This window comes from Paenibacillus caseinilyticus (genome assembly GCF_027533645.1).
GTDB classification, from domain to species: domain Bacteria; phylum Bacillota; class Bacilli; order Paenibacillales; family NBRC-103111; genus Paenibacillus_G; species Paenibacillus_G caseinilyticus.
In genome coordinates this window covers 62,586-88,170 of sequence record NZ_JAQAGY010000024.1, presented here as the reverse complement: position 1 = coordinate 88,170, position 25,585 = coordinate 62,586, and the positions used below count along the sequence as shown (strand labels likewise).

At 55.4% G+C, this 25,585-nt stretch carries 21 protein-coding genes; 17 read left to right on the top strand and 4 right to left on the bottom strand.

Annotated features, from left to right (window positions below; genetic code table 11):
* Positions 1-80: 80 nt before the first annotated feature.
* The 3 genes from O9H32_RS26615 to O9H32_RS26605 all read right to left on the bottom strand — a co-directional run bounded on the left by O9H32_RS26615 (position 81) and on the right by O9H32_RS26605 (position 2,770).
* A complete protein-coding gene (locus O9H32_RS26615) occupies positions 81-695 on the bottom strand; it encodes an SCO family protein (protein ID WP_269869158.1) in 615 nt (204 codons plus the stop codon).
* Positions 696-782: 87 nt separating this feature from the next.
* Positions 783-1,172 (bottom strand): c-type cytochrome, encoded by a 390-nt coding sequence (locus O9H32_RS26610; RefSeq protein ID WP_269869157.1) that lies wholly within the window; start codon positions 1,170-1,172, stop codon positions 783-785.
* A 641-nt stretch (positions 1,173-1,813) separates the two neighbouring features.
* Complete coding sequence (locus O9H32_RS26605; RefSeq protein WP_269869156.1) at positions 1,814-2,770, bottom strand: endo-1,4-beta-xylanase; 957 nt, start codon at positions 2,768-2,770, stop codon at positions 1,814-1,816.
* A 260-nt stretch (positions 2,771-3,030) separates the two neighbouring features.
* Here O9H32_RS26605 and O9H32_RS26600 point away from each other — a divergent pair, with 260 nt between their 5' ends.
* From O9H32_RS26600 to O9H32_RS26520, 17 genes are all read left to right on the top strand, one after another.
* Complete coding sequence (locus O9H32_RS26600; RefSeq protein ID WP_269869155.1) at positions 3,031-4,806, top strand: sensor histidine kinase; 1,776 nt, start codon at positions 3,031-3,033, stop codon at positions 4,804-4,806.
* Positions 4,803-5,582 (top strand): response regulator transcription factor, encoded by a 780-nt coding sequence (locus O9H32_RS26595; protein ID WP_269869154.1) that lies wholly within the window; start codon positions 4,803-4,805, stop codon positions 5,580-5,582. Before O9H32_RS26600 ends, O9H32_RS26595 begins: the two co-directional genes overlap by 4 nt.
* A 124-nt stretch (positions 5,583-5,706) precedes the next feature.
* Positions 5,707-7,035, top strand: coding sequence for an extracellular solute-binding protein (locus tag O9H32_RS26590; RefSeq protein ID WP_269869153.1), 1,329 nt, complete (start codon positions 5,707-5,709; stop codon positions 7,033-7,035).
* 107 nt (positions 7,036-7,142) lie between these two features.
* Positions 7,143-8,024: a carbohydrate ABC transporter permease gene (locus O9H32_RS26585; RefSeq protein ID WP_269869152.1), complete on the top strand. Its 882-nt coding sequence runs from the start codon at positions 7,143-7,145 to the stop codon at positions 8,022-8,024.
* 49 nt (positions 8,025-8,073) lie between these two features.
* Positions 8,074-8,940: a carbohydrate ABC transporter permease gene (locus O9H32_RS26580; protein WP_269869188.1), complete on the top strand. Its 867-nt coding sequence runs from the start codon at positions 8,074-8,076 to the stop codon at positions 8,938-8,940.
* 84 nt (positions 8,941-9,024) lie between these two features.
* Entirely contained in the window at positions 9,025-9,651 is a 627-nt protein-coding gene (locus tag O9H32_RS26575) for a polysaccharide deacetylase family protein (protein ID WP_269869151.1), read from the top strand.
* Between the two features lie 170 nt (positions 9,652-9,821).
* Positions 9,822-11,021, top strand: coding sequence for a serine hydrolase domain-containing protein (locus tag O9H32_RS26570; protein ID WP_269869187.1), 1,200 nt, complete (start codon positions 9,822-9,824; stop codon positions 11,019-11,021).
* Between the two features lie 384 nt (positions 11,022-11,405).
* Positions 11,406-12,596: a winged helix-turn-helix domain-containing protein gene (locus O9H32_RS26565; RefSeq protein ID WP_269869150.1), complete on the top strand. Its 1,191-nt coding sequence runs from the start codon at positions 11,406-11,408 to the stop codon at positions 12,594-12,596.
* Positions 12,597-12,711: 115 nt separating this feature from the next.
* Positions 12,712-14,751 (top strand): YfaP family protein, encoded by a 2,040-nt coding sequence (locus O9H32_RS26560; RefSeq protein WP_269869149.1) that lies wholly within the window; start codon positions 12,712-12,714, stop codon positions 14,749-14,751.
* Between the two features lie 130 nt (positions 14,752-14,881).
* Positions 14,882-15,337 carry a VOC family protein gene (locus O9H32_RS26555; protein ID WP_269869148.1) on the top strand — a complete coding sequence of 152 codons (456 nt, stop codon included), beginning with the start codon at positions 14,882-14,884 and terminating at the stop codon, positions 15,335-15,337.
* Between the two features lie 889 nt (positions 15,338-16,226).
* The gene (locus O9H32_RS26550) at positions 16,227-16,604 is read left to right on the top strand and encodes a heterocycloanthracin/sonorensin family bacteriocin (protein ID WP_269869147.1); all 378 of its coding nucleotides are present in this window, start codon (positions 16,227-16,229) and stop codon (positions 16,602-16,604) included.
* 177 nt (positions 16,605-16,781) lie between these two features.
* A complete protein-coding gene (locus O9H32_RS26545; RefSeq protein WP_269869146.1) occupies positions 16,782-18,710 on the top strand; it encodes a putative thiazole-containing bacteriocin maturation protein in 1,929 nt (642 codons plus the stop codon).
* On the top strand, positions 18,707-20,650 hold the full coding sequence (locus O9H32_RS26540; RefSeq protein WP_269869145.1) for a TOMM precursor leader peptide-binding protein: 1,944 nt from the start codon (positions 18,707-18,709) through the stop codon (positions 20,648-20,650). Before O9H32_RS26545 ends, O9H32_RS26540 begins: the two co-directional genes overlap by 4 nt.
* A gap of 67 nt (positions 20,651-20,717) precedes the next feature.
* The gene (locus O9H32_RS26535) at positions 20,718-22,271 is read left to right on the top strand and encodes a SagB family peptide dehydrogenase (RefSeq protein WP_269869144.1); all 1,554 of its coding nucleotides are present in this window, start codon (positions 20,718-20,720) and stop codon (positions 22,269-22,271) included.
* 1 nt (position 22,272) lies between these two features.
* Positions 22,273-22,551: a hypothetical protein gene (locus tag O9H32_RS26530; protein ID WP_269869143.1), complete on the top strand. Its 279-nt coding sequence runs from the start codon at positions 22,273-22,275 to the stop codon at positions 22,549-22,551.
* 162 nt (positions 22,552-22,713) lie between these two features.
* Positions 22,714-23,523, top strand: coding sequence for a hypothetical protein (locus tag O9H32_RS26525; RefSeq protein ID WP_269869142.1), 810 nt, complete (start codon positions 22,714-22,716; stop codon positions 23,521-23,523).
* Positions 23,524-23,666: 143 nt separating this feature from the next.
* Positions 23,667-24,500 carry a GNAT family N-acetyltransferase gene (locus tag O9H32_RS26520; RefSeq protein WP_269869141.1) on the top strand — a complete coding sequence of 278 codons (834 nt, stop codon included), beginning with the start codon at positions 23,667-23,669 and terminating at the stop codon, positions 24,498-24,500.
* A gap of 216 nt (positions 24,501-24,716) precedes the next feature.
* Here the strand turns inward: O9H32_RS26520 and O9H32_RS26515 are convergent, their stop codons facing one another.
* The gene (locus tag O9H32_RS26515) at positions 24,717-25,577 is read right to left on the bottom strand and encodes an SDR family NAD(P)-dependent oxidoreductase (protein WP_269869140.1); all 861 of its coding nucleotides are present in this window, start codon (positions 25,575-25,577) and stop codon (positions 24,717-24,719) included.
* Positions 25,578-25,585 lie beyond the last annotated feature (8 nt).

Sequence of the window (25,585 nt, the reverse complement as noted above, 5' to 3'; positions counted from 1 at the left end):
TCCTACGGCTCTGTACTCGCGTTCGTCTTTTTTAAGTGGTATCGGAGCGAACGCGAGTCCGAACCTGATGAGGATCCGTATTATTCGCCACCGATCAGCTGACGTACCATACGGAGTATCAATTCATTGTCCATCTCTTCACCCATAGGGAAAATCTTACGAATATTGCCCACGGGATCAATCAGAAACAGTGATGTTACGGTATGAACGAAACTGCCATCAGGCATTTTTTGGACGAGTACCCCGTAATTTTTGGCAACCTCCGCGGTTTCTTTCTCTGTACCGGTTAGCAGCGTCCAGGCAGAGTAATCCATGCCCATCCGGTCTCCATAAGTTTTGAACACTTCCGGGGTATCCTTGAGCGGATCGAAGGTGACTGACAGGAATTCAACCTGTGAGCCCCACAGGTTCTCTTGTTTCAGGATATCCTGGAGCTTGACCATATTGTAAGTTGTCATAGGGCATATATCAGGACAGCTGGTGAAAAGAAACTCAAGCAGCCTAACCTTGCCGTGAGTATCCTTCAGCTGTACTGTGTTCCCCTTTACGTCCGATAATGTAAAATCAGGCGCCTGTTTGATGGAGGGTAACGGGGGACTTTCTTGATGAATCCAGAAGTACAGGCTCACTCCTAAGCCAATTAAACTGATCAGAACCAGCAGTTTGAAGCCGTTTTGTTTGATTACGGATGTCATAATGATCCACCTTTCAATACCAATCTATTCAATTCAAGCAGCACTGCAAATCTTCATGAAAATATAGCAGGCTCCGTACCGGTTCGGTCACGGAGCCTGTTCCATACTTGATACCTTCTTTTCTGCCAGCCATTTGGCAATACTCACAATCTCTTCGTCCTTGAGTGTGCTTTTGAATGCAGGCATACCGCCTCTGCCGTTCTGAATGAGCTTATAGAGCTGCTGATCATTCAACTTGCCGCCGACTTTCTGAAGGTTAGGTCCGATCTTGCCTTCCAGGTCGCTGCCGTGGCAGGCAATGCAGGACGATTTATATACCGTCTCTGCTGCTTGAACGTTTAATGGGGTGTCGGGGAGAGTAGAAGAGGCTGTCTCCTGCTGCAGTTCGCTTTGATGCTGCTGAATTTGCAAAAAAAGCACAGCAGCACCCAGGAGACAGGCGACACCACCAAGTACAGCCATGGCCCATTTGTACATCGATTACACCTCCTTAATATTAAACGTTCAGCCTTACTGATCATGCTGATGTGCACCATCATCCTTTTGATCCACGGCGACCCATTAGAAGTATAGCCTGCGAATAGTCGAATGGAAATAACTCCAAAGGGTCATTATTTGCCCAATATGCACAGAATATTTTCGTGGGGTTGTAATGTAAAACACAACAATGTATGGCACCCAATGGAATCGGTCAATATCAATAATCGATGAAATTTGATTGCACGTATGGGCGAAATATATATACGACTATAGTGGTTGGAATATTGTCGGAGGACAAGAATATGTATTCATTATGGGCCGCATAAGCTGTGACGGCCCGTTTTCGCATCCCCGCGGGACCCGCGTTCTGTAAGTTTCCCAAAGTAAGAACTATAGGTTCAACCCTCCACACGAATCGTATTCCCTGATATCATGACTTTAGGTGTCAAAAATTGCGCTACCATCGTTGGCTCGTGATACAGTTCCTGCTGCCCAAGTAAGTCTTCCTATCGATGGTCCCATCAAAGCAAAAAGCAGCAAGGCATCTCACCAAGATGCCCTGCTGCTTGTCACCTGTTCACGTTTCATGCTTTATCGCAAATGACTGGGAAGGTTGATGACTGGCGCCGGCTGCCCGTTCAATGCGACGCCAGATATTCCCGGAGCCACTTCAGGGCAGGGCGCTCTGTGCCCGAGTTCGTGATGAGGTGCGTGTTGGCCTTCCACGTCCGGCCTTCGATGTACCCCCACAGAGTCACACCCTTCACGGCCGTATGCTCCCAGAGCACGGGGAACTTCTCCTTGTAGCGCGCGAGCTGGGTCGCATCGTCGCCGGTCATATCCAGCTCGGAGACATAGATCGGGAGGCCTGTGGAAGCGAGCATATTCAGAACGTTCCTCATTGTGCTGACGGAGACGGTGTCCATATTGAACTGATGGCATTGAATGCCGATCCCGTCGATTAACCCCCGGCTCTTCAGCAGATTGGCAATATGGACATAGGTTGCCGCTGCGTTGGGATCGCTGATGATGCCGTATTCATTGAGCAGCAGCTTGGAATTCGGGAACGCCTTCCGCGCTTGCTGGAAGGACCAGATCACCCAGTCCCAGCCCGTCGCGCCGTCGCCCCCAATCGCATTGCGGTAAGACGGCTTGGCATGCAGAGGCTCGTTCACGACATCGACGAAGGCGGCATTCGGATATTTGCTGGCGGAGGCCTGAATCCATTGCAGCACTTCGGCTTTCTGGTCGGCGGCGGAGAGGCTGCCGATCCAGCCCGGCTCCTGGCTGCCCCAGACGAGCGTATGGAATTTGAACGGGAAGCCGTTGCTGCGCGCATAATTGTAAGCGGTGTCGGCAGCACTCCAGTTCATCTGGTTACGGGCCGCTTCGACCGAGCCCCACTTCGTTGCATTCTCAGGCGTCACCTGATTCCAATACGTGGCGAAGTTCGACGGCACGCCGCTTGCTATAACGTTGCCAAGGAACTTGCTGCGAGCCAGTCCCGCATCGGCGCTGGGGATGAGCGTGAAGGACAGGATGGAGCTTACAAGCAGGGAAGAGGCACACAGCTTGGCGAGCTTGGATTTGAACATTAGTTTCATTCCTCCTCAAGAGTATAATACGGTTTCATAGCGGTCCAGCAGCACGTCAACTCTGGCGGCACCGTCAAATCTTGATGCGGCTGTGGATACGTATTTCGGTTCTAAGATTGGATTATTATGGTATCACCACCTGATCAGGGAAACCCTAGTAATCGCTTACATCTGGTACTATATCGTTTCCTGTACAGGATGGGTAGTATACAAACTTTAGATCTTACTCCAAAAATTTAAGGGGGAGTCACCCGGGGGGGATGAGCGTGAGGCCCAAATTACGGCAGCTGAACACGCTGCGCAACCAGATGCTGGTCGGATTCCTGATCGTTATGATGGTGATCCTGGCGATGGTAGGCGTCGGTACGTATGATTCCGTCTCGACGCTGCTCAAGAATAACGCCGAGAAGCAGATTACGCAGACGGCCGTGCAGGGGAACCGCAGGCTCGAGGCGGTGCTGCACCAGATCGATTCGCTGACGACCCAGGTGGCCGTCAACGCTTATGTCCAGAAGCTGCTGGCCGGCGAGCGGAGCGGAAGAAGCTCGACCTTCACCGAACAGCAGGCGCTCGTGCCCCAGGTGTCGATCATTCCAACCTATGCCGGCGGCGTCCACTCGGTAGAACTGTATACGCACGGGGGACGGGGGCTGTACCCTCTCGGCGGCAAAGAGCTGGAGAGCAAGGTGAGCAGGGAATGGATCGCCAAAGCCCTGGAGAACAAAGGGGGCATCGTCTGGCTGGGCATCGACCCCCAGTATCCCGGCACGGTCACGGCCCTGCGGTCGATCCATCTGGTCAACCAGGATTTTGCGCCCGGCGGGTATCTCCTTGTGCGGCTGGAACGGGATGTGTTCCGGATCGAGGAACCGCTGGCCGGCATGGGGGAGCAGGAAATCTCGCTGCTGGTGGACCAGGAAGGACGGCGGATTACGGGTAGTGACGACGTTGCCTTAACTGAGCCGGTCCGCGGCCTGATGGACAGCACCGAGCCTGTGGTCCGCATAGGGGACCGACAGTATGTGATGGTGAAGCAGCGGTCGGCGATCACGGGATGGACCCTGCTGATTCTGACGCCGGTCAGTGCGATTACCGAAGGGATTTCCGTGCTGCGCACCGCGATTCTCGCCTCGGCGGGGATTGGGACGCTGTTGTTTATCATTCTGTCGTTCGTGCTGTCCACCTTGATTACAAGACCGATTCTGAAGCTGATCAAGACGATGAGAGGCGCCCGCTTCGGTGTGCTGAAGCCCAGCGAACAGGTATCGTCGACACTGGAAATTCATGAATTGACCCATTCGTATAACGGGATGGTGGAGGATACGAACCGGCTGATCCGTCTCGTCTATGAGAAAGAGCTGCTGCAGAGCCGCACGGAGCTGAAGGCGCTTCAGGCACAGATTCATCCGCACTTTTTGTTCAACACGCTGGAGGCCTTGTATTGGTCGCTGATCGACAAGGAAGAGGAGGAGCTGGCCGGCTTCGTCATCGCGATGTCCGACCTGTTCCGGTATACCATCTCGGGTCTGAACAAGGAGGAATGGGTGACGCTGGCGGAGGAGCTCGAGCAGGTGGAGCGGTATATGTCGATTATGACGATGCGGTTCGGCGACCGGCTGGACTGGCAGATTGTGTCCTCTCCGGATGATGCGGAGGTGAAGCTGCCCAAGCTGCTGATCCAGCCCCTGGTCGAGAATGCGATCCAGCACGGTCTGGAGAGCCGCGTAGGACAAGGGAGCGTCAAGATTACGGCCGCCCGGTCATCCGGAGAAGACCGGCTGACGATCACGGTGGAGGACAACGGAGGCGGGATGAACGGGGAGTCCCTGGCCGGACTGAAGCTGGCGCTGGCGGAGGGCCGGGAGTGGTCCTCCAAGGGCTCCGGGCTTGGGCTGGCCAATGTCCGCCGCAGACTGCGCCTCTATTACGGAAGCGGCGGGGCGGGCGATGAAGAACCGCTGGAGATCGCTAGCAGCAAGGGAAAGGGCACCGTGGTGAAGCTGTCCATCCCTGTAGAGAAAGGGGAGCAAGCATGATTCTATCCAAACGTATTCTGATTGTGGACGACGAACCGCGTTCGAGGCAAGGGGTGGCCAAAATGCTCGAGGCCTGGAGTGCGGGCAGGCACCGGATCCAGACCGCGGACAACGGCTACGAGGCGCTGCGCATCTTGGAGAGCGAGCCGGTGCATCTGCTCCTCTCGGATATCCGGATGCCGGAGATCAGCGGCCTTCAGCTGGCCGGCAGCGGGGAGCGGGTCTCCTGGCCGAACCAACCGGCCGTGATTCTGATCTCCGGCTATGCGGAATTCGAGTATGCGCAGAAGGCCATCGAGCTTGGCGTAACCCACTATCTGCTGAAGCCGGTATCCCGGGAGAAGCTGCTGGATGCGGTGGAGCGGGCGCTGGAGGCGGAAGAGCAGCGCAGCCGTCTCAGCCTGATCGAGAAGGTCGCCGACCCGCAGCTGCTCACGGCTGCGGCCCAGCAGACGGCGGTCAGCGAGTCGGTGCAGGAAGCGCTGCGCTATGTGGACGAGCATCTGCATCTTTCGTTCACGCTGCGGGAGGTGGCGGAGCGGATTCATCTCAACGCGAGCTATTTCAGCGTGCTCTTCAAGGAGCAGATGGGCATGACCTTCAGCGAGTATGTCACCCGGCGAAGGCTGCAGAAGGCCAAGGAGATGCTGCTGCAGACGCGGCTCCCGGTCGCCGAGATTGCCGAACGGGCCGGCTACCAGTCCGCCAAGTATTTCAGTAAAATCTTCAGGGAGTATGAAGGGACCAGCCCGGGAGCCTATCGGAGCGAGACCTAAAAAAAGTGGAAGATTACCCAATCGGAGCGTCCTTACGGAAGCGCAGCGGGGGTGCTACACTGAAAAAACAGTAAGGAAAGTGCTTACATATCCATCTATCCATAGTCTGGGGGAATAAAAGACGATGAAGAAACAGGTTTATGCAGCCGCACTCACGACAGCCATGCTGGGGACGCTTCTGGCCGGATGCGGCGGAGGAGGCAGCACCGGTGGAGCAAGCAGCAGCGCAGGGAACACCGGCACGGCAGGCGGAGAGAAAGTAACGCTGAAGATGATGCATCTGTGGCCGGACGGCAGCAACTCAGCCCAGAACAAGCTCGTGAAGCAGATTATCGACGAATATCAGGCAGCCAACCCGAAGGTGACGATCCAGACGGAAGTGCTAGAGAACGAGCAGTACAAGAACAAGCTCAAGGTGCTCTCGGCTTCCAACAACCTGCCGGATGTGGGCTTCACCTGGGCTGCCGGCTTCCTCGAGCCCTACATCAAAGGGAACATGTTCACCCCGCTCGACGATCTGCTGAAGGGCGACCTGAACGGCAAGTTCGTGAGCGGGACGACGGAGGCCTATGCCATTGACGGCAAAACGTATGCGCTTCCGGTGGAGCTGAACATCGTGCCGGTGTATTACAACAAGGAGATATTCAAGAAATACAACTTGACGCCCCCGGCTACGATGGAGGAGCTGAAGACGGTCATCAAGACGCTGACGGACAACGGAGTCACCCCGGTTGCGCTCGGCGGCAAAGACGCGTGGACCTCTTCATTCTGGTATATGTACCTCGCGGAGCGTATCGGAGGCGCCGGTCTGCTGGACAAATCGATCGCATCCGGCACGTTCACCGATCCGGCGCTGATTCAGGCCGGCAAGACGATGCAGGATCTCGTGGACCTGAAGGCCTTCCAGAAGGGCTTCAACGGATTGTCCAACGATGAAGCGAAGTCGGAGTTCATGAACGAGAAGGCCGCCATGTACGCGATGGGAACGTGGGAGGTGCCGAACTACACCACGAATCCGGATGTGCCGCAGGCGTTCAAGGATAAGATCGGCTTCTTCAAATTCCCGACCGTCGAGGGCGGCAAGGGGACGGTTAATAACTGGGTGGGCGGCCCGGGCGTCGGACTCTTCGTCTCCGAGAAATCGAAGGTGAAGGAGGAAGCGAAGAAGTTCGTCAGCTACTTCGTCCAGAAGTGGGGCGAGAACTCGGTCACCAAAGCTGGCATCATTCCCGCGACGAAGGTCGATACATCGGCCGTCCAGCTTCCGCCTATGTTCACGGAGCTGCTGAGTGAGCTGAGCAAAGCGGACAAAGTAACGCTGTATGCGGACGTTCAGATGAAGCCGGGGGCTTCCGAAGAGCACCATAACCTCGTGCAGGCGCTGGCCGGCAAGGCACTCACGCCGGAAGAATTCGCGAAGAAGCAGGAGGAGGCACTCAAGGCGGGCAAATAAAAGACCCCCGCGGTGCAGGAGGGGACTTGCCACGCTGCAGGGCAGGTCCTTTTCTTCTTCCGGCATTCCACCACCACTCAGCTGCAGGCTCAAGGAGGAAACTTACGATGCACAAAGTCATGTCGAACCCCAGGGTGATTGCGCTGTATGTGCTGCCGTCTCTGCTGCTCATCCTCGGGATCATCTATGTACCGATCATCCTTACCGGCTATTATGGGCTCATGCAGTGGGACGGCGTCAGTCCAATGACCTTCATCGGGCTGGATAATTACAAGACCCTGCTGAAGGATGCCGCATTCGGAAGCAGTATGCTGCATTCCTTTCTGTTCGCCCTGCTCTCGACGCTGAGCCTGGCCGGCTATATGCTGGTCGCGCTGGTGCTCTCCGGCCGGATCAAAGGGGCGAACCTGCTCCGCAAAATCTATCTCATCCCGATGCTCCTGTCCTCGGTCGCCATCGCGCAGCTGTGGCTCAAGATTTATCATCCCTCGAGCGGCATCCTGAACAGCTTCCTGAGTACACTCGGGGTGAAGGAGACGCCGGATTGGCTGGCCGACCCCAGCATCGTCCTGACCGCCCTGTTCGTCCCGATCCTGTGGCAGTACGCCGGATTCTACATCCTGATCTATTACGCCGCGCTCAAGAACATTCCCGCCTCCCTGATCGAGGCCGCACGCATCGACGGGGCGACTTCCCTGCAGATCGCCCTGCGCATCAAGCTCCCGCTGATCGCCGAGGTGATCAAGGTCACGGTCGTACTGGCGGTGGTCGGGTCGCTGAAGTATTTTGACCTGATCTACGTCATGACCGACGGAGGTCCGAACGGCGCATCCGAGGTCATGGCCTCCTATATGTATTCCAAAGCGTTCCGCAGCTTCGACTTCGGCTACGGCAGCGCCATTGGTTTCTTCCTGCTGATCGTCTGCCTGGTTGCGACCTGGGGCATCCGCAGGCTGACCGCCACGAAAGACACCATCCAATATTCCTGAAAGAGGGGAGAACTCCGTGATGAAACTCGCCACCGACCGCAGTCCCCGGATGATCCGGCCGCAGAGTGCGGCACTGGCCTCCCGCTCGCTCGGCTCCCGGGCCGGATACGCTCTGCTGTATGCGGTTCTGACCGCAGCCGCCGTCCTCCAGCTTCTACCGCTGGTGTGGCTTCTGTTCTTCTCCTTGAAAAATAACCAAGAAGTGTTCAACCTTCCCCCGCTGGCCCTCCCGACGGAGCTGAGGTGGGAGAATTACGCCAACGTCTGGAACCAGGGGAACATCTCCCGGTACTTCATTAACAGCGTATGGATGACGGTGCTGTCCGTCCTGCTCACGATCCTGCTCGCCAGCTTCGTCACCTTCGCCATCACCCGCATGCGGTGGAAGCTGAGTCCGCTTGTGCTGGGGGTGTTCATGGTCGGCTTGATGATTCCGGTCCATTCGACCCTCATCCCGCTGTTCAGCCTGTTCCAGAAGCTGTCGCTGACCGATTCCCCCGCGAGCATCGTCCTGTCTTATACGGCCTTCAATCTGCCGATTACGATCATGATCCTGCTCGGGTTCTACCAGTCGCTGCCCCATGAGGTGGAGGAGGCGGCGGTCATGGACGGCTGCTCGATCAACCGGCTGTTCTTCAGCGTCATTCTGCCGATGACCGCTTCCGTGATCGTGACGGCATCCATCATCAACATGATCTACAACTGGAACGAGTTTATATTTGTGAACACCTTCATCTCCACGGACGAGCTGAAGACACTCACCGTCGGAGTCCAGAATTTCGTCGGCCAGTACACGACCGATTGGGGAGCGATTGGGGCGACGCTCATGATCAGCATCCTGCCGATCCTGCTCATCTTCTTCATCCTCAGCAACCGGATTGTCGAAGGCATTGCCGCCGGTTCCGTGAAGGGGTAGGATGGAAGGAGAGATCAATGGCTCCCGCACGCGGGGGCCAGCGAAGCCGCCGCAACCGGCGGACAGGAAAGGAGAAGATGTGCAGTGCCGCATTCCATTCTGGTCCATGAAGTGAATACGGACCGCAAGGCCGTCGCCTTCACCTTCGACGACGGTCCCCATCCCATCTATACGCCGCAGCTTCTTGATATCTTCCGAGCGTACGGAGGCAGAGCAACCTTCTATGTGATTGGAGAACATCTCGAGCGGTATGAGGATACAGCCCGCCGCTGCTTGGAAGAAGGACATGAGCTTGGCAATCACACGTATACGCACCCTTATCTTACCCGGTTGAGCCAAGAGCAGTGCCGTATGGAGCTTGTGCGGACCGGGGATCGAATCGAGGCTCTCACCGGACGCAAGCCGGCGACCTTCCGCCCGCCTTACCTGGATTTCGATGAGGGTGCAGCCGCTCTGACCGATGAACTCGGCTACGCGGTCATCGGCGCGGTGAACATGGGGGCGGAGGACTGGCGCCAGCCCGGCGTGGAGCATATTCTTCAGGCAACCCGCAGCGCGGTCCGACCCGGCGGCATTCTGCTCTTTCACGATGGATACCAAGACCGGGAGCAGACCGTGGAGGCCGTGGGCATCCTGGTTCCGGAGCTGCTGGAACAGGGGTACGAGCTCGTCACCGTGAGCGAGCTGTTGTCATCGAAGAACCTGGAGTAACATGGAAGGGCGGCTGGGCTTCCCTTTAGAACGAACGGGTTCCCCGTACCGCAATTCATGAGAAACGGGCAGGCTGCTTTCGTGCTACACTGTAGACGGAAGCCAGGGATCAGGCTTCACTCCGAATACGGGAGGAAGATCATGTGGAGAAGAACTACGGAGGACCGGTCATGAACAGCCCCTTATCCTTAGAGCGGCTCGGCCGCCTGCGTGATGCCATGTCGGGATATGTGGAGAGGGGTGAAGTGCCGGGCATTGTTGCGATGATCTATCGCAGAGGCGAGGTGCATGCGGAAGCGTTCGGTGCGCTGACCCCGGGAGGAGCACCGGTGCGCCGGGATTCCATCTTCCGCATCGCCTCGATGACCAAACCCATCATAGCGGCTGCCGCTATGATTCTGGTGGAGGAGTGCCGCCTGCGATTGGATGACCCGGTGGATGAGCTGCTGCCTGAGCTGGCAGGCCGCAGAGTGCTGCGGCGTCTTGACGGTCCGGTCGACGACACCGTCGCGGCGAATCGGCCGATCACCCTGCGGGATCTGCTGACATTCCGGCTCGGCTTCGGTGCGGTGATGGCTCCGCCGGGCACCTATCCGATTCAGGAGGCCATCGCCGAAGCGGGTCTGGCACCTTCGCCGACCCCGCCGGCCGTAACGCCGGACGAGTGGATGAAGCGGCTCGGTCAGCTGCCGCTGCTGCATCAGCCGGGCGAAGCGTGGATGTATCACACCGGCTCCGACATTCTGGGCGTGCTCATCGCCCGCGCTTCGGGCCAGGAGCTCGAAGCGTTCCTGAAGCAGCGGCTGTTCGATCCGCTGGGCATGAAGGATACGGGCTTCCACGTACCGGCAGCCAAGGCGGACCGCCTGCCGGCCGTTTATGTGCGCGATCCGGAGACCGGCGGTCTGCGGGTCTTCGATGACCCGCAGAAGAGCGCCTGGACGCGGCCTCCCGTCTTCGCTTCCGGCGGGGGAGGGCTCGTCTCCACCGCGGGCGACTATCTCGCCTTCTGCCGGATGCTGCTCGGCAAAGGCCGGCTTGGGCGCGAGCGTATCCTCTCCCGCCCCGCCGTCGAACTCATGACCGCCGACCATCTGACGGCGGAGCAGAAAGAAGCGGCCGGGGCCGGCCGGTTCTTCGGCGGGCACAGCGGCTGGGGGTTCGGCGGAGCGGTCAATCTGCGCCGCACCCAATTGTGGCAGACGCCCGGCCGGTTCGGCTGGGACGGGGGCTTCGGCACTTCGGGCTATACCGACCCGCAGGAGGACCTTACCGGCATCCTGCTGACCCAGCGCATGATGGAATCCCCGCAAGGGCCGCGGGTGTTCACAGACTTCTGGACCTTGGTCTATCAGTCGCTGGAGGACTGAGGGCGTTAGGAGGGAGCCGGAATCAGGAGGGCAGCGGCGAAGGTGGCTTCAGTTATCAACCATGTTGATTGCGTTAATACATGCGAAGAAGGCGTCCCGTTGGATGCTCCAGACTGTCGACCAAGTGTCGGCAGTTTTTGTCTATTTATTTTCGCTATTTGGCTGGAAACCGATATGTTTGTTTTACGCATTTTTAATACAAGAACAAATGTTTGTATTTCTCCTTTTCTTTTGAGCGAATCTTTTGTATGATAAACTTCAAGTTATAGTTTGTACTATGCGGCTGGAAACACCCTCAGCGAGTACGTGAACAAATTCCACTTCACGCCTTCGTTTTATTTTCCCTCCATCCTCCACTGTACTAAACTTGAGGCAGGTGCGATCATGATCCAATTAACGAACCGTCAGGCACGGCAATTTCTATTATTGAAGCATGGACTTTTAGGCGAATATAAATTTAGTAAGAAGCAGGGCATATTGGACTTTGTTCGGCAGGTAAGCTGCATTCAATACGACCCCATCGATGTTTGCGGAAAAAACGCCGAATTGGTGCTGCAGTCCCGAATCAAGGGATTTACCAAGGGAATGCTCGCCGAGTTGCTGTATGAGGATCGAAGCCTTGTCGATTATCCCGACAAGAACCTGGCTATTATTTCTGTCGAGGACTGGCCGTATTTTGAGCGATACAGGCAAGCCGCCCGGCAACATGCCGAACGCTATCCCGAAATGGAAGCGTTGACAGCGCAAGTACGCGCTCATATCCAAAATCACGGTGCACTAAGTTCGGATGATTTAAAATTGGATGGAAATTTCGCTTGGCGATCGGCGATCCACTGGAGCAGCGGAAACAATTCAACCCGGTCGGTGCTGGAGCAGATGTACTCGACAGGCGAGTTGATTATCCATCACAAAAAAGGAACGCGTAAATATTACGATATCGCTGGGAAGTACATACAGCCCAATCTGTTGAATGCGGCGGAGCCGCTGGAGAGCGAGCTTGAGCATCACAAGTGGCGGATACTGCGTCGAATCGGCGCTGTTGGCCTTTTATGGAATCGCGCATCCGATGCCTGGCTGAACATATGGGGATTGAAAGCGGAGCAGCGCAACGAGGCTTTCAGCCAACTGCTGCACGAATCTCGCATTGTTGCTGTTGCCGTGGAGCATATGAAGGATATACTATATTGCCGCGCGGAGGACTTGCCGCTTATTGAAACCGTTCTGCAAAATCCCTCGCCCAAATGGCGCTGCGAACTGATTGCCCCGCTAGATAATTTCTTATGGGACAGAAAACTGATCAACGAATTGTTTGGCTTCGATTACACCTGGGAGATTTACACGCCTGCTATCAAACGAAAATTCGGATATTATGTGCTGCCTCTATTATATGGGGAGAGCTTCATTGGGCGAGCCGAGATCATCGTGGAGCGAAAAACCGGAACGCTCGTCGTTAAAAACGTCTGGTACGAGAACGGCGTGAAGCAAACAGCGCAATTGCGAACAGCATTGAACCGCTGTTTCCAAAAGTTTGCGTTATTCAACGGGTGTGAGAGCGTGAAGCATTCAAGCGAATAAAGCTCTCCCAAAAAAGATCGTCTCGCTATACTTTCGCCCTCTTCATCCCGCGGCTTCTATGCTAAGATCACTACATTCGAAGCTGATCAAAACCTGATGAAGAGGGGTTAAAACAATGAACAACCAAAACAATGATGCTCCATATAACAACAGCAGCGACAATTACCCGGGCTTTAGCGAAGCCATCCAATCGCGATTCGCGGCGTTCGCAAACAAATCGCTGTTTACAACCAGCACAACCGGGCTGTTCGAAGCCTTTATCCATGCGATGCCCAAAGAAGCGCAGCAGCATTACACGTGCAGCTGCTGCCGTAACTTCATCAACCGCTTCGGTGGACTTGTGTCGATCTCTGAGGAGGGTGAGGCCATCTCCGTATTGTGGGATCCGGGTGCTGTTCCCGCTTTCTTCACAGATTCCGTCGAGGCGATGAAACGTATCGTTTCCAAGGCGAGTGTTAACGGAGTGTTCCTGTCCTTCGAGACAACGCTTGGCACGCCGCATGCTGGCGGATGGGACCATCTGTCTGTTCCGCTTCTGAGGGAGCAGGTTCTCAGCTTCAAAGATGCGGGGCAGCTTATGGCTGATAAGAAAGAAGACTATCGCATCCTGGTTGACGGACTGGAAAAGTACGACCGGAGTGTTCTGGACCAAGCTGCAGCGCTGCTCGAATCCGAATCCCTGGCCCGCTCGGACAAATTCCTGGGTGCTGCGAAATTCGCGCAGGAAATGCACGAAAAACGTGCCAACGCCAAAAATCATCGTCTTCGCGATAACCTCACCTGGTTGGCGGTGGCTGAAGCTCCCGCCGGTTTCACCCGCATTAGCAGCAGCATGATCGGGACCCTGCTCGACGACATTGCGGCTGGCTGCACATTTGAGGAGATCAGCCGTCGATTTGCCGCGAAGGTGAGCCCTGGCGTTTACCAGCGTGCGCAGACCGCTCCATCCGAAGGGAACATCCAGCAAGCGGAGAAGATTGTGGCCGCCCTTAAGCTTGAAAATTCGCTTAAGCGCCGTTATGCAGCGTTTGCTGAGATTCCGGAGTTCATCTGGAAAGCCGAAGAGAATGAGCCGGTTAAGAGTGGCGGGGATAGGGCTGGTGGCGTTTTCGCGAATATTACACCAAGAGCAAAGGAAGCTCCGGCCCATGCCGTCAATCCTCCAAAGACCGTCATGACATGGGATAAGTTCCTGCGTACGGTCGTGCCGACTGCGGATCGTATTGAAGTGTTGGCCAACAACGCCAATCGTTTTATGGCACTTGTAACGGCCGACGACGAGGAGGCTCCTAACATTCTCCAGTGGGACAACACATTCAGCTGGTACTATCACGGTGGGATTGACGGCGAAATTAAACGCCGCGTTGAAAATGCCGGTGGTCAGTATGAAGGCAACGAAATCCGCTGTTCTCTCATTTGGGAAGGATACACGGACCTGGACCTGCATGCTTATAGTCCGCACGGCGAGCATATTTTCTTCGGCAAGAAGCAGGGGGACAGCGGGGGCTGGTTGGATGTTGATGCCAATGGAGGCTCCGCGCAGACCTTCTCTCCGGTAGAAAACATCCGATGGAGCCAAGGACGTGCACGGGATGGCCGATATGAATTTAAAGTTCACAACTACTGTGAACGCGGAAGAGGTACGACCCCGTTCAAAGTTGAGCTAGAAGTGAACGGCAAAATCTACGCATACAACGGCGTGGCAGGGAGCACAAATTGGGAGACGCTAGTATTTTCTTTTGATTATATCAAAGGGCAGCAGCCTGCCATTCGCTCTAACCATGCCGCTTCTGCTGCAGATGCGTGGAATATTCCGGCGAATACCTTCGCAAGAGTAAAAGGAATTACCCGCTCACCTAACCTTTGGGGCGATAACAAGGCTGCTCATACCGGCCACCACATTTTCTTCTTGCTCGACGGATGCAAAGATACGACGGAGGGGAAAGGGCGCGGCTTCCTTGTGGAAACCTTGAAGTCCGAACTGCACGAGGTGCGTAAGACGCTTGAACAATATACCGCGATGACGCCAATCCTAGCGGCTGAACACGCCACGGCGTGCGGTATGGGTTATTCCAAGGACAGCGAATGGAATCTGACGGTGAGGGTCACTTCGGGTACTTCCACACGGCTTATCTACATCGATCGTTTTGACTGAATTCAAATCCTGCAGCCGGATGAAGGTTACAAGAGGGTGATAACTGTGATAACGAAAATCGATCAGTTGAAGGATTGGAACGGATCGGGAGTTCAAAATAATACATGGGTACACATAAGGAGGTAAAACTATGGCAAAAAACAAACTACTAAGAATGGACAATGTTGGCATCGTTGTAGAATCCCTTGATGACTCAATCTCTTTCTTCGAGGAGATTGGCTTGAAGCTAGAAGGGCGAGCTACTGTCGAAGGTGAATGGGCTGGTCGCGTAACCGGACTGGGTTCACAGTGTGTAGAGATTGCTATGATGGTTACCCCAGATGGCCACAGCCGACTTGAACTTTCGCGATTTCTCACCCCACCTACTATATCAGATCACCGAACTGATCCTGTAAATGCCCTCGGTTATCTACGCGTCATGTTCGCCGTTGAAGACATTGACGAAATGGTATCCAGACTCATCACTAAGCATGGTGCTCAGCTCGTTGGAGAAGTGGTTCAGTACGAGAACTCGTATCGGCTCTGCTACATTCGCGGAAATGATGGACTTCTAATCGGTTTGGCGGAACAACTCGGTAATAAATAAGTGACGTTTATAAGAAGACTTACCTGAAATATGCATAACTAGAGTCTAGGTCTGTTGATTAACCACATTCTATTTGTAGGCAGCCGGGGCATGTAGCGGCTGCCTTTCTCTTCAGTAAAGGGTAGGAATTGGAGGGCAAGCAACGACATCAATTATTCTTGGATCTATGCCATAAAACATCCAAAATGCTCCATTCCATCTATATCCTGAAACTTCACCGTACTCTACACGAGTTGGATAAAACCAGAAATTGTCCCCATTCAGCAGCCAGACATATGTGAATTCATATAAACAGTCAACAACATACGATACCTCAGGTTTTGGGGGAATGAAAGCAGGTGGAGGAGATTGCGGTTGTCTCATGTAAACCAGCGGTTGTGAGCTATAATACATTGAAATCCACTTCCTTTTAGATGGTTATATTTAATCGTATCTCATGCTATGTGGGTAAATAACTATTTGACTGTACATGTGCCTAAGATGATGAAGAGGTCAGTCAATCACGAATTGTTCATCACCCGTAATTAAGTAACAGGGAACGCCAGCTTCATAACCAAGAACAAGCAGGCAGCCGGTGATTAACTAGGCGGTACAAGTTAACGGGACATTAGTTTTCAGATCGTCCATGAGTTGCAGCCGGTGATTACCAACCGGCTGTTTTTTTGTGCGTAGCCCAGCCCTCCTTTCGAAAGACCACCACCACCAGGCACCGTTCAATACATCTGGCATTTTCGCAGTCCGGCCACTCTTGGTACAAACGCCCAAAAAATGGGTCCTTTGACTCAGGAACACTCGCGGAGTTCAGACCATAAATTGGAATCATGTGTCGCTTGCATTCCATTTCTCTTCCCTTCAAAGAATCACAAAAAAAATACCGGAGGTTTATCTCATGACTAATTTTCAAAATGAGCTTCAACAGTTAGGTGTATCGCAGTTTCAGGCGAGCGAGGTGACGCCTTGGGAGCAGCAGGCCCAGTATCCCGCCTATCCCGGCCATTTCCCGATGGGCCAAGTGCCGGTGGATCCTGCACGTCTGTGCGTCGGAGTTTGTGCGGGAGTTTGTGCGGGGGTTTGTGCCGGAGTATGTGCCGGAGTTTGCGGTGTCTTTTGTGCCGGAGTATGTGCGGGAGTTTGTGGAGGCGTTTGTGGTGGCTTTTGCGCCGGTCGCTGTCATAACTGCGCCGGTCGTTGTCATAACTGCGCGGGCTTCTGCCATCACTGCGCAGGCAGCTGTCACAACTGCGGAGGCGGCCACCGCTGTCGCTGACGCCCCCGTCTTTCTCCCGTCTTGTAGTAAAATCGATCACCCATGCACAGCACTGTGCATGGGTGATCGCTATTTCTAAAGTAGATATCTGACATGAGGGACAAAGAGACGTACATAGGATTTCATATAACGGATATTCCGAAGTAGAGAACGGCGTTTATGACTAGGAGGGCTGAGATGTCAAAGTTGACCCCGTCTGCGCGCCTTCAGGTTAAGGCGGATACGTTTTTTGTGCCGGTTCCGAACGACGGCGTCTATCTCCGGAACAACGTCGGCACGTTCCACATGCAAGGAGAAATGATCTTCCGCTGGCTGGAAAAGCTCATCCCCATGTTCAACGGGGAGCACACACTGGCGGAATTGACGGACGGTCTATCCGGTCCGCATCGGGACAGGGTGTACGAAATAGCGGAAGTGCTTAGGCAGAAAGGGTTCGCGCGGGATGCGAGCCAGGACCAGCCGCACGTTCTATCGGAGCAAACGGTCCGCAGGTATGCAGGGCAGATCGCTTTTCTCGACAGCTTCGGCGATTCCGGTGCCTACCGGTTCCAGTGCTACCGGCAGGCCAAGGTGCTCGCGGCCGGCTGCGGTCCGATGTTTGCTTCGCTGGTGTCGGCGCTTCTGGAATCAGGCCTGCCCCGGTTCCGCATGCTGATTACGGATTCGCTGCAGACGGATCGGAGGCGGCTTACGGCATTAGCGGAGCACGCCCGCTTGACGGACTCCGAGGTGGAGATCCGAGAGGTGGCGCTGCCGAACAAGGGAGCCGGCGCTTGGAGGGAAGCCGTGCGGCCGTTCGATACGGTTCTCTACGTGTCCGAGATGGGCGATGGCGAGGAGTTTCGGCTGCTTCGTGCAGCATGCCAAGCGGAACGCATAACGCTGCTTCCCGCCGTGCACCTTCATCAGGCCGGTATCGCAGGCCCGCTCGTGCAGCCGGAGAGCGCATACTCCTGGGATTCGGCCATGCGGCGCATCCACGAGTCCGAAGTATGTAAGGACCCCGAGCAGTTTGCCTTTTCCTCAACGGCGGGGGCGCTGCTTGCGAATGTGATTGTGTTCGAGCACTTCAAAATGGTGGCGGGAGCTGCCCAGCCGGAGCTGAGGAACTCGCTGTATATGCTTGATCTGGAAACGCTGGAAGGAAACTGGCATCCGTTCCTGCCGCATCCTCTCGCTGCCGGCAAATGGAATGCCGCAGCCAGATGGGTGGATGACGTGGAGCTTCGACTTGAGGAGAGGCTGGACGGCGGCGCAAGGAACGGGCTGTTTTCGTACTTCAGCATGTTAACTTCGGAGAGAACGGGAATTTTCCATAGGTGGGAGGAGGGGGACCTTCGACAGCTTCCCCTGTCACAATGCCGCGTCCAAGCCGTCAATCCGTTGTCGGATGGGCCGGCCGATCTGCTGCCGGAGACTATCTGCTCTGGGCTCACGCATGAGGAGGCAAGGCGTGAAACGGGGCTTGCCGGGCTTGAGTCGTATGTGTCGAGGCTCAAGGGGGCTCTCGTGAACACCGAGCAGTACATCGGCATTGGTGTCGGGGAGACGGCTGCAGAAGGATTGGCGCGCGGGCTGCAGGCTTGTTTGTCGCAGCACCTGGGGGCACGGCTGATCAGCCGACAGTCTCCTGTCACTCCGGTACGGCTCGGTCAGGTTGATGACGAGCGATGCCTGTATTATGTGCAAGCATTGACCACCATGCGGGGACTGCCTTCGATCGGGCTCGGAGAGGAAGTGTGCGGCTTTCCGGCCGTATGGGTGGGCACGGAGGATGGATGGTTCGGCGGTACCGGCTTGACCATGACAACGGCGCTGCGCAACGCGCTGCAAGCTGCGCTGATGAAGGCGCAGAACGGAGCCGCTTGCCGAACACCGCAGGCTGTGGAGGCGGAATCCGTACTGCTCGGTCCGAACGCTCCGCTTCAGCTATCGGTTCCGGCCGAGATTGCGGTGGCACAGCCGGATGTAGTCAGCAATGCGATGCGGAAGCTGAAAGGGAGCAACCGGGAAGTATTTGTCATCGATCTGGCAGTGGAGCCGTTTTTGCGTGATGGTCCTGTGGCCGTCTTCGGCGTACTGCTGGGAGAGGGGGAGGCCGGATGAGCGCGGTCGTAGCCATAATCGGAGATGGTGTGCTGGCGGATTTCGTGTGTGGAGAGCTGAATGCCGAGTGCCGGATCGTTCGTTTGACCGATGCCCGAGAGGGGATGCCGGCAGGAGCTGATCTCGCTCTGGTCCTGCAAGATGCTTGGAATCCCGCCGTTCACCGCGAAGCGGAGGGAGTTCTTGAGGCTGCCGGCATTCCGTGGCTGCGCGGTTTCGTCGCCTTCGGCGAAGGTGTTGTCGGGCCGCTAGTCAGGCCGGGCCAGCCTGGATGCTCCAGGTGCGCGGATACCCGGCAGCTTATCGCGGGACGCGACCGCAGGGAAATGTGGCAACTGGAGCATCGTTTGGCGGAGACCGGAGGGGTCCTGTCCGACATGTGGGCATCGCGCACGGGACTGCTGCAGATGGCTCATCTGATTGCGGCGGAATCGCGGAGCGTGCTGCGCCGCAGCCGCTCCCGCCTAGAAGAACATGTGGTATTCGTCAATCTGAAGACGCTGCACAGCTCCAGCCATTTCTTCCTGCCTGACCCGCTGTGCCCCGTATGCGGACGTCTTCCGGAAGATTCGCGGGATGCGGCCGAGATCTCCCTCGGGCCGAGCCCGAAGATCGGTGAGAACATGTACCGCAGCCGATCGCTTGGTGAGCTGAAGTCTTTTCTGGTTCGGGATTATCTGGATTACAGAACCGGATTAATGAATGGAAAAATGCCGGATCTGGTGTCGCCTTTGGCCGATGTAACCGTGAATCTTCCGATGTCAGATGGGGACGAGTTGACGGCGGGCCGGACGAATTCCTATGCGGACAGCGAGCTGTCCGCCATATTGGAGGGATTGGAGCGGTATTGCGGCACGGCGCCGCGCGGTAAGCGGCCGGCCGTTCGCGGCAGCTGGCGGCAGCTGGCAGGGGAAGCGCTCGATCCAATGACCGTCGGGCTGTATGGGAAGGAGCAATATGAGCTGCCAGGATTTCCTTTCCGGCCGTTCGATCCCGATGTCGAGACGGATTGGGTATGGGGGTACTCGTTTGCGCAGGAACGACCGATGTTGGTGCCCCAGTGGCTTGCGTACTACAGCTCTCCCTGCCGGCAAGGCTTCGTGTACGAGACGTCCAACGGCTGCGCCTTGGGTGGAAGCCTGGAGGAAGCGATCTTGTACGGCATGCTGGAAATCGTGGAGCGCGATTCGTTCCTGCTGACGTGGTACGCACAGCTGCCGCTTCCGCGGCTAGACCCCAGGTCTGCCGGCGACCGCGAATTGAACCTCATGGTGGACCGGTTGCAGGCCGTTGCCGGTTTTGACGTGCTCTTGTTTAATGCAACGATGGAGAATCGCATTCCCAGCATCTGGGCGCTGGCGAAGAACAGGAAGCCTAATGGATTAAATCTCATCTGTGCGGCCGGAGCGCACCCGGATCCGGTGCGGGCGGCAAAGGGGGCGGTTCACGAGCTGTCGGGGATGGTGCTGAACATGGATCATAAATTCGAGGCGAACCGGGAGAACCATGTAAAAATGCTTCACGACCCATCGCTGGTGCGGAGCATGGAGGACCATTCCATGCTGTACAGCTTACCGGAAGCGGAGCCGCGGCTAAGCTTTTTGCTGAAGCAAAACCGGCCGATGCGTTCGTTCGCTCAGGAATTTGAAGCCGCACCGAAGAGCCGTGATTTGACTGAAGACTTGAAGAAGATGATCGGCACGTTCCTCCGGCATCAGTTGGACGTGATCGTAGTGGACCAGACGACACCGGAGCTGCGGCGTAACTCGCTGCACTGTGTGAAGGTGCTCATCCCCGGCATGCTGCCGATGACGTTCGGCCACCATTTTACCCGGGTGGCAGGACTACATAGGGTGCTTCGGGTACCGGCCGAGCTAGGGTACACGGAGCGGCCTTTGCGTCCCGAGGAGCTCAACGCTTATCCGCATCCGTTCCCTTAAAGAAGCCTGACCGGTGCCGGCGAATGCCGTACCTTGGCTCTCAATAGGTGCGAAGGGGGGAAGCAGAATGAGTCTGGAAGCCTTTATCCGCGAGCTTCATGCCGACGGCCACGAGAGCGGAGTGCCCGGCTGGGAGGTTGATTGGGACGACAAGCCCTTATCCTATAAGCTGTACCGCGGCCTGCCTGCTGTTCCGCTGTCCTCGGATATCCCGCTGACGCTGGAAGCACGACGAACGCCCGCTGAGCCGAGCCTGAAAGATATCGGACATTTTCTCTGGTACGCCTATGGGCTGACTCAGGTCAGCCATTCTTATGACGCTGCGGTGCAGTCGTACCGCAGATTCGTCCCATCCGGTGGAGGGCTGTACCCGAATGAATTGTACGTCTATCTACGCTCCGCAGCCGGAGGTCCCGGTGTTTACCATTACGATGCAGCGCATCACCGCCTGGTACTGCTGCGGGAAGGCGACTACGATTCGTATATGGCCCGGGCTCTCGGGGGCCGCAGTGATCTATCCTCATGCTTCGGCGTTGTCTTCGTATCGGCGATGGTTTGGAAAAATGCTTATAAATACAACACCTTTTCTTATCGTCTGCAAGGGCTCGATACAGGCGTGCTCCTGGGGCAGCTGCTGGAGACGGCGAATCGGTTCGGCTATTCGTCAAGAGTTCATTACCGGTTTTTGGACTCGGCCGTAGGCCATCTGCTGGGGTTATCCGGCCGGGAAGAGAACGTGTATGCGGTTATCCCGCTTTCGGCGCAGCGCGACATCCCTTGGATCGGCGACGGCAGCGGCGCGCAGGTGCAGGTTGCGGCGGATGAGCTTTACCGCGAGCTGCCGGCTGTTCAACATCAGCATTTCATGCGTTCGAGGAACGTAAAGGAGATCCCGCTGCTGACTCTGATGAACGAATCGGCGGTGCTGGATACGCTGCCGCCGTTTCGCCGTTTAGAGCCATCCCTGCGCGCGGAAAGCGGAATGCAGAGCGTCTATTTGCCCCTAGTGAAGCGGCTGGGCTTCGATCTCGGGGCGGCCAGTCGAACAAGATATTCGCCCGAAAGCGAATTTGTCTTGAGCCGCGTAACGGCAGGGCAGTTAGCCGCCCTGCTGCATGAAGCGGCGGCTTCCTTCGCTTACTGCAACGATTTGGACGGAGCGGGGGAGGCGTCCACGCAACGCGTCGCTTTATACGGGTGTTTCTATAACGTCGAAGGCGTTCCGGACGGAGCTTACCGCTATGACACAGCCGCCCGCGCACTCCGGCGCGTGCTTGCCGGTGACCATCGGCTCCGTTTGCAGCAGGGAATGATCCTTCACAACGTCAATTTGTTTCAAGTGCCGATCTGCCTGCACATTGCCGGTGCTGCCGATCACCTGATTCCTGAGTTAGGGTATAGGGGATACCGCATTCAGCAGATGGAAGCCGGCATGCTCCTGCATCATCTGCTGCTGGCCTCGTCCGTTCTCGGGATGGGAGGGCGTCCGCTGCTTGGCTTTCGGGCCGGAGGATGTGACGAGATCTACCGGTTGTCCCAACAGGGGCTGACCAGCCTCGTTCAAATCCCGATCGGCCGCTGCCTGCCCCGTCCCCAACTGGTGGGGGGCTTGCACGGTTAGGTTGAAGCATGCTGCCAGCCATGGCTCATATCGAACAGAGCACCCGCAGTTCCGCGACTACCTGACCAATGCATTCGTTAACGGACCCATCGCAGCCCATGTTCATCTGATTGAAGCGATGGATACCAGCCGGGAGGCGACCGGTCCCCAGGCCGAGACCAGCGCGGGCTCACATGTATACGCGGGACACGGCGAACATCACTATATGCTCTCGCCGGGTTATGTTCAGCCGAATTCAGAGGTCATCCGCCGTATTTTGAGGAAGCCGGAAGACGTATGAGAATGTAATGGATGAGGCATCGACTGTTCCTTGACAGTCCATCCCTGCCGTGATATGTTGCAGTTACATTTTAAAGGCAATGTAACCGAAGGGTTCAACCTCGCTAGGAATAGGGGTTGGATCCTTTTTGCATGAATGCCAGTATTCAAAGGAGGAGCTTATATGTCGAAAACAGAGAAATTGCTGAAACGGCTGGACGAAATCGGAAAAATGCTGGAACGCAAGGGCGGAGCGGAAATGCTGCTGGGGCTTGGCTCCGTTGGTATGGAGACCGGGCGGCTGGATGACTATTCGGATCTCGATTTTTTCGTTATTGTCAAACCGGGGAATAAAGAGCGCTTCATCCGTCAGCTTGACTGGCTGGAGGAGGTGCATCCGTTAGCGTATTCCTTTCAGAATACCAAGGATGGATGCAAAATTCTATTCGCCGACGGCATTTACGGCGAATATGCCATATTCGAGGAGCGGGAGCTGGAGAACTGTCATTATGCCGAAGGGCGGGTCGTCTGGAAAGACCCATCGTATACCAGAGCGGACTTAGCGAAACCATCGCAACCCGCGCCCCGTTTGAGAGAAGACAGCCTGGATCACCCGCTGAACGAGGCTTTAACGAATTTGTATGTCGGACTGGGCCGTTATGCTCGGGGGGAGAAGCTGACAGCAACCCGATTCGTCCAAAGCTACGCGGTAGACAGCATCTTGTCGGTTCTGCATCTGATCGAGACCGAGGAAGATTACTTCCCTGATGCGTTCGGACTGGAGCGAAGGCTGGAGAAGCGGTATCCCCGTTTTGCCGGTATCCTAGGTGAAATGATTCAGGGATATGACCGGGTGCCCGAATCGGCGTTGTTCATTTTACAGTACATCGAGAGTATATATCCCGTGAACCAGAGGCTGGCTCGGGAGATTAGGGAGTTAGCCGATATCTGCCAACAGAACACCCGGAACAGCCAAGAAAACCAAACGGATTGAGTTCGCAGCTTATCGAAGACCAGACCGGTACGCTCCATATGTAATGAGCTCCGCAGTGGTGATCTCGAGGGTTTTCAAAATGTATCACAAGAACATGTAATCATTACCTTGTAATACAAAATTCCAGCCAAAGGAGCAAAAAAATGTTAACGCCACAACAATTAAAAGATATTGAACATTTGCAAAAAGAGTGCGAAACGCATGATCATGTACAACTAAAGCTTAACTGGGACATGCTTAGAGACCGCGAATCTGATCAGCTGGATTTTTTTCATTACGAAAATGGCGAACTTGTAGCTTTTTTAGGATTGTACACTTTTGGTTCTACGGTCGAAGTATGTGGCATGGTTAATCCAAGTGAACGGCGAAAGGGGCATTTCCATCGATTGTTCCGACTGGGAATGGAGAAGGTGAAACAAAACGGATACAAGAAAATCTTGTTGAACGCGCCTGCGGGATCCAATATGGCAAGAGCTTTTTTGAGTAAAAAAGGGGCTGAGTATGCATTCTCGGAGCATCAAATGGAGTGGAAAGAAATGCCTCTTGAAGAAGATGACGGCATTCTACTGAGGCAAGCAGCATGGGATGATTACGAAATGCGCGTACGATTATCCGTTGCGGCGTTCGGAGTGGACGAAGACGACGCCAGAGTGATGGAAAGCAAGGCCCTCGGGGATAACACGGATATGTTCATGATTGTTGTGAACGAAGGAACCGTGGGGAAAATTAGAGTGAGCCGGGAACAGGGGCAAGCGTGGATTTATGGATTTGCCATTTTGCCCGAATACCAGGGCAAAGGCATAGGCAGAAATGTGCTGCGCCGAGTCATTAAAGACCAGCGTTCGGCCGGATACTCAGTACACTTGGAAGTCGAAACGAAAAACGATCATGCGCTAAGGTTATATGAATCCGTTGGATTCAAAGCGGTACATGCACAAGATTATTATAGATATCACCAAGTGAATTCGGGCACCTAAAAACGGAAGTTCTCCTACAGAACCGTCGGAGGAACGGCAGCCGGAGAAACGTTCGGCTGCCGTTTGTTGGAGTTAGCCGCAATACGTCAGAAGGGGCTGAAAACCGGCGCAGCATCCTTTGTAGCGAAGTGTGTGCAACTTGCTCGGGAGAGCAGGTTTGATGCAGCTTTTCCTGGATGTCTTTCACTAGCACGGGCCTTATCATACAAGTCGATATTAATAAGATGTATGCTGCAAAAATTCATGTTCATAAATCGCTTGAATCCTTTCCAGAACGTTCGGCGCCTGGTCTTTAAATTTTAGTTCCGCGACCTGACCTTTCAGCAAAAACACGCCGGTTTTATGCCGGTGTTCCCCGAGAGCCCCTTCATACAGCTTGCCCGCGCCGTGAGTAGGCGGCGGAAAAAATAGCTTCATGAGTGCTTTAACCAAGAGGGGGAGTCCGGATCGTTTCCCTTGCCGCAGCGTATTGTTGCCGCCTGGGTCAACGCTTCGAATCATGATGTCTTCCTTGCCAAGCTGCGGCGCAATGGCCTGCGTCCACAGCGAAAGAGCCAGCTTGGAGGTGGCATAAGGACCTATCAGCTTGCGGAAGGTTTTGGGGTGTTCCAGGATTTCGACCGAAAACTCTTTTGTGAATGTAAACGCCGATGACGAGGTATTGATCACCGTTTTTAAGCTGCCGACTTTTAGGAGTTCCTTCAACTCTATCAGAATAATATACGGAACGACCGTTAACAGTTCATAATGCTTCTCGCGTCCTTGTTTCGAATAGCTCAGCTCGGCAAAGGAACCTCCGGCGTTATTGAACAAAATATCAATCCGCTGCTCCTTTCTTTTGATCTCCTCCAAAGTACGTCTCAAGCTGTCATAATCGGCAAGATCCTCTGTTTTGTAAATTCGAAGGGATCCACTCTTGACCGCACTATGGATGCTTCTATCGTCCGCCGGAAAGTCCGAACGGTTCAAAGCAGCCACCTGCCAGCCCTCCGCCAGTAATTTCCGGGTTAGTTCCAACCCGATCCCGGAACTTGCTCCTGTAATGAATGCGGTATGTTCACGCGGGTACTTGTTCATCGTGCTTC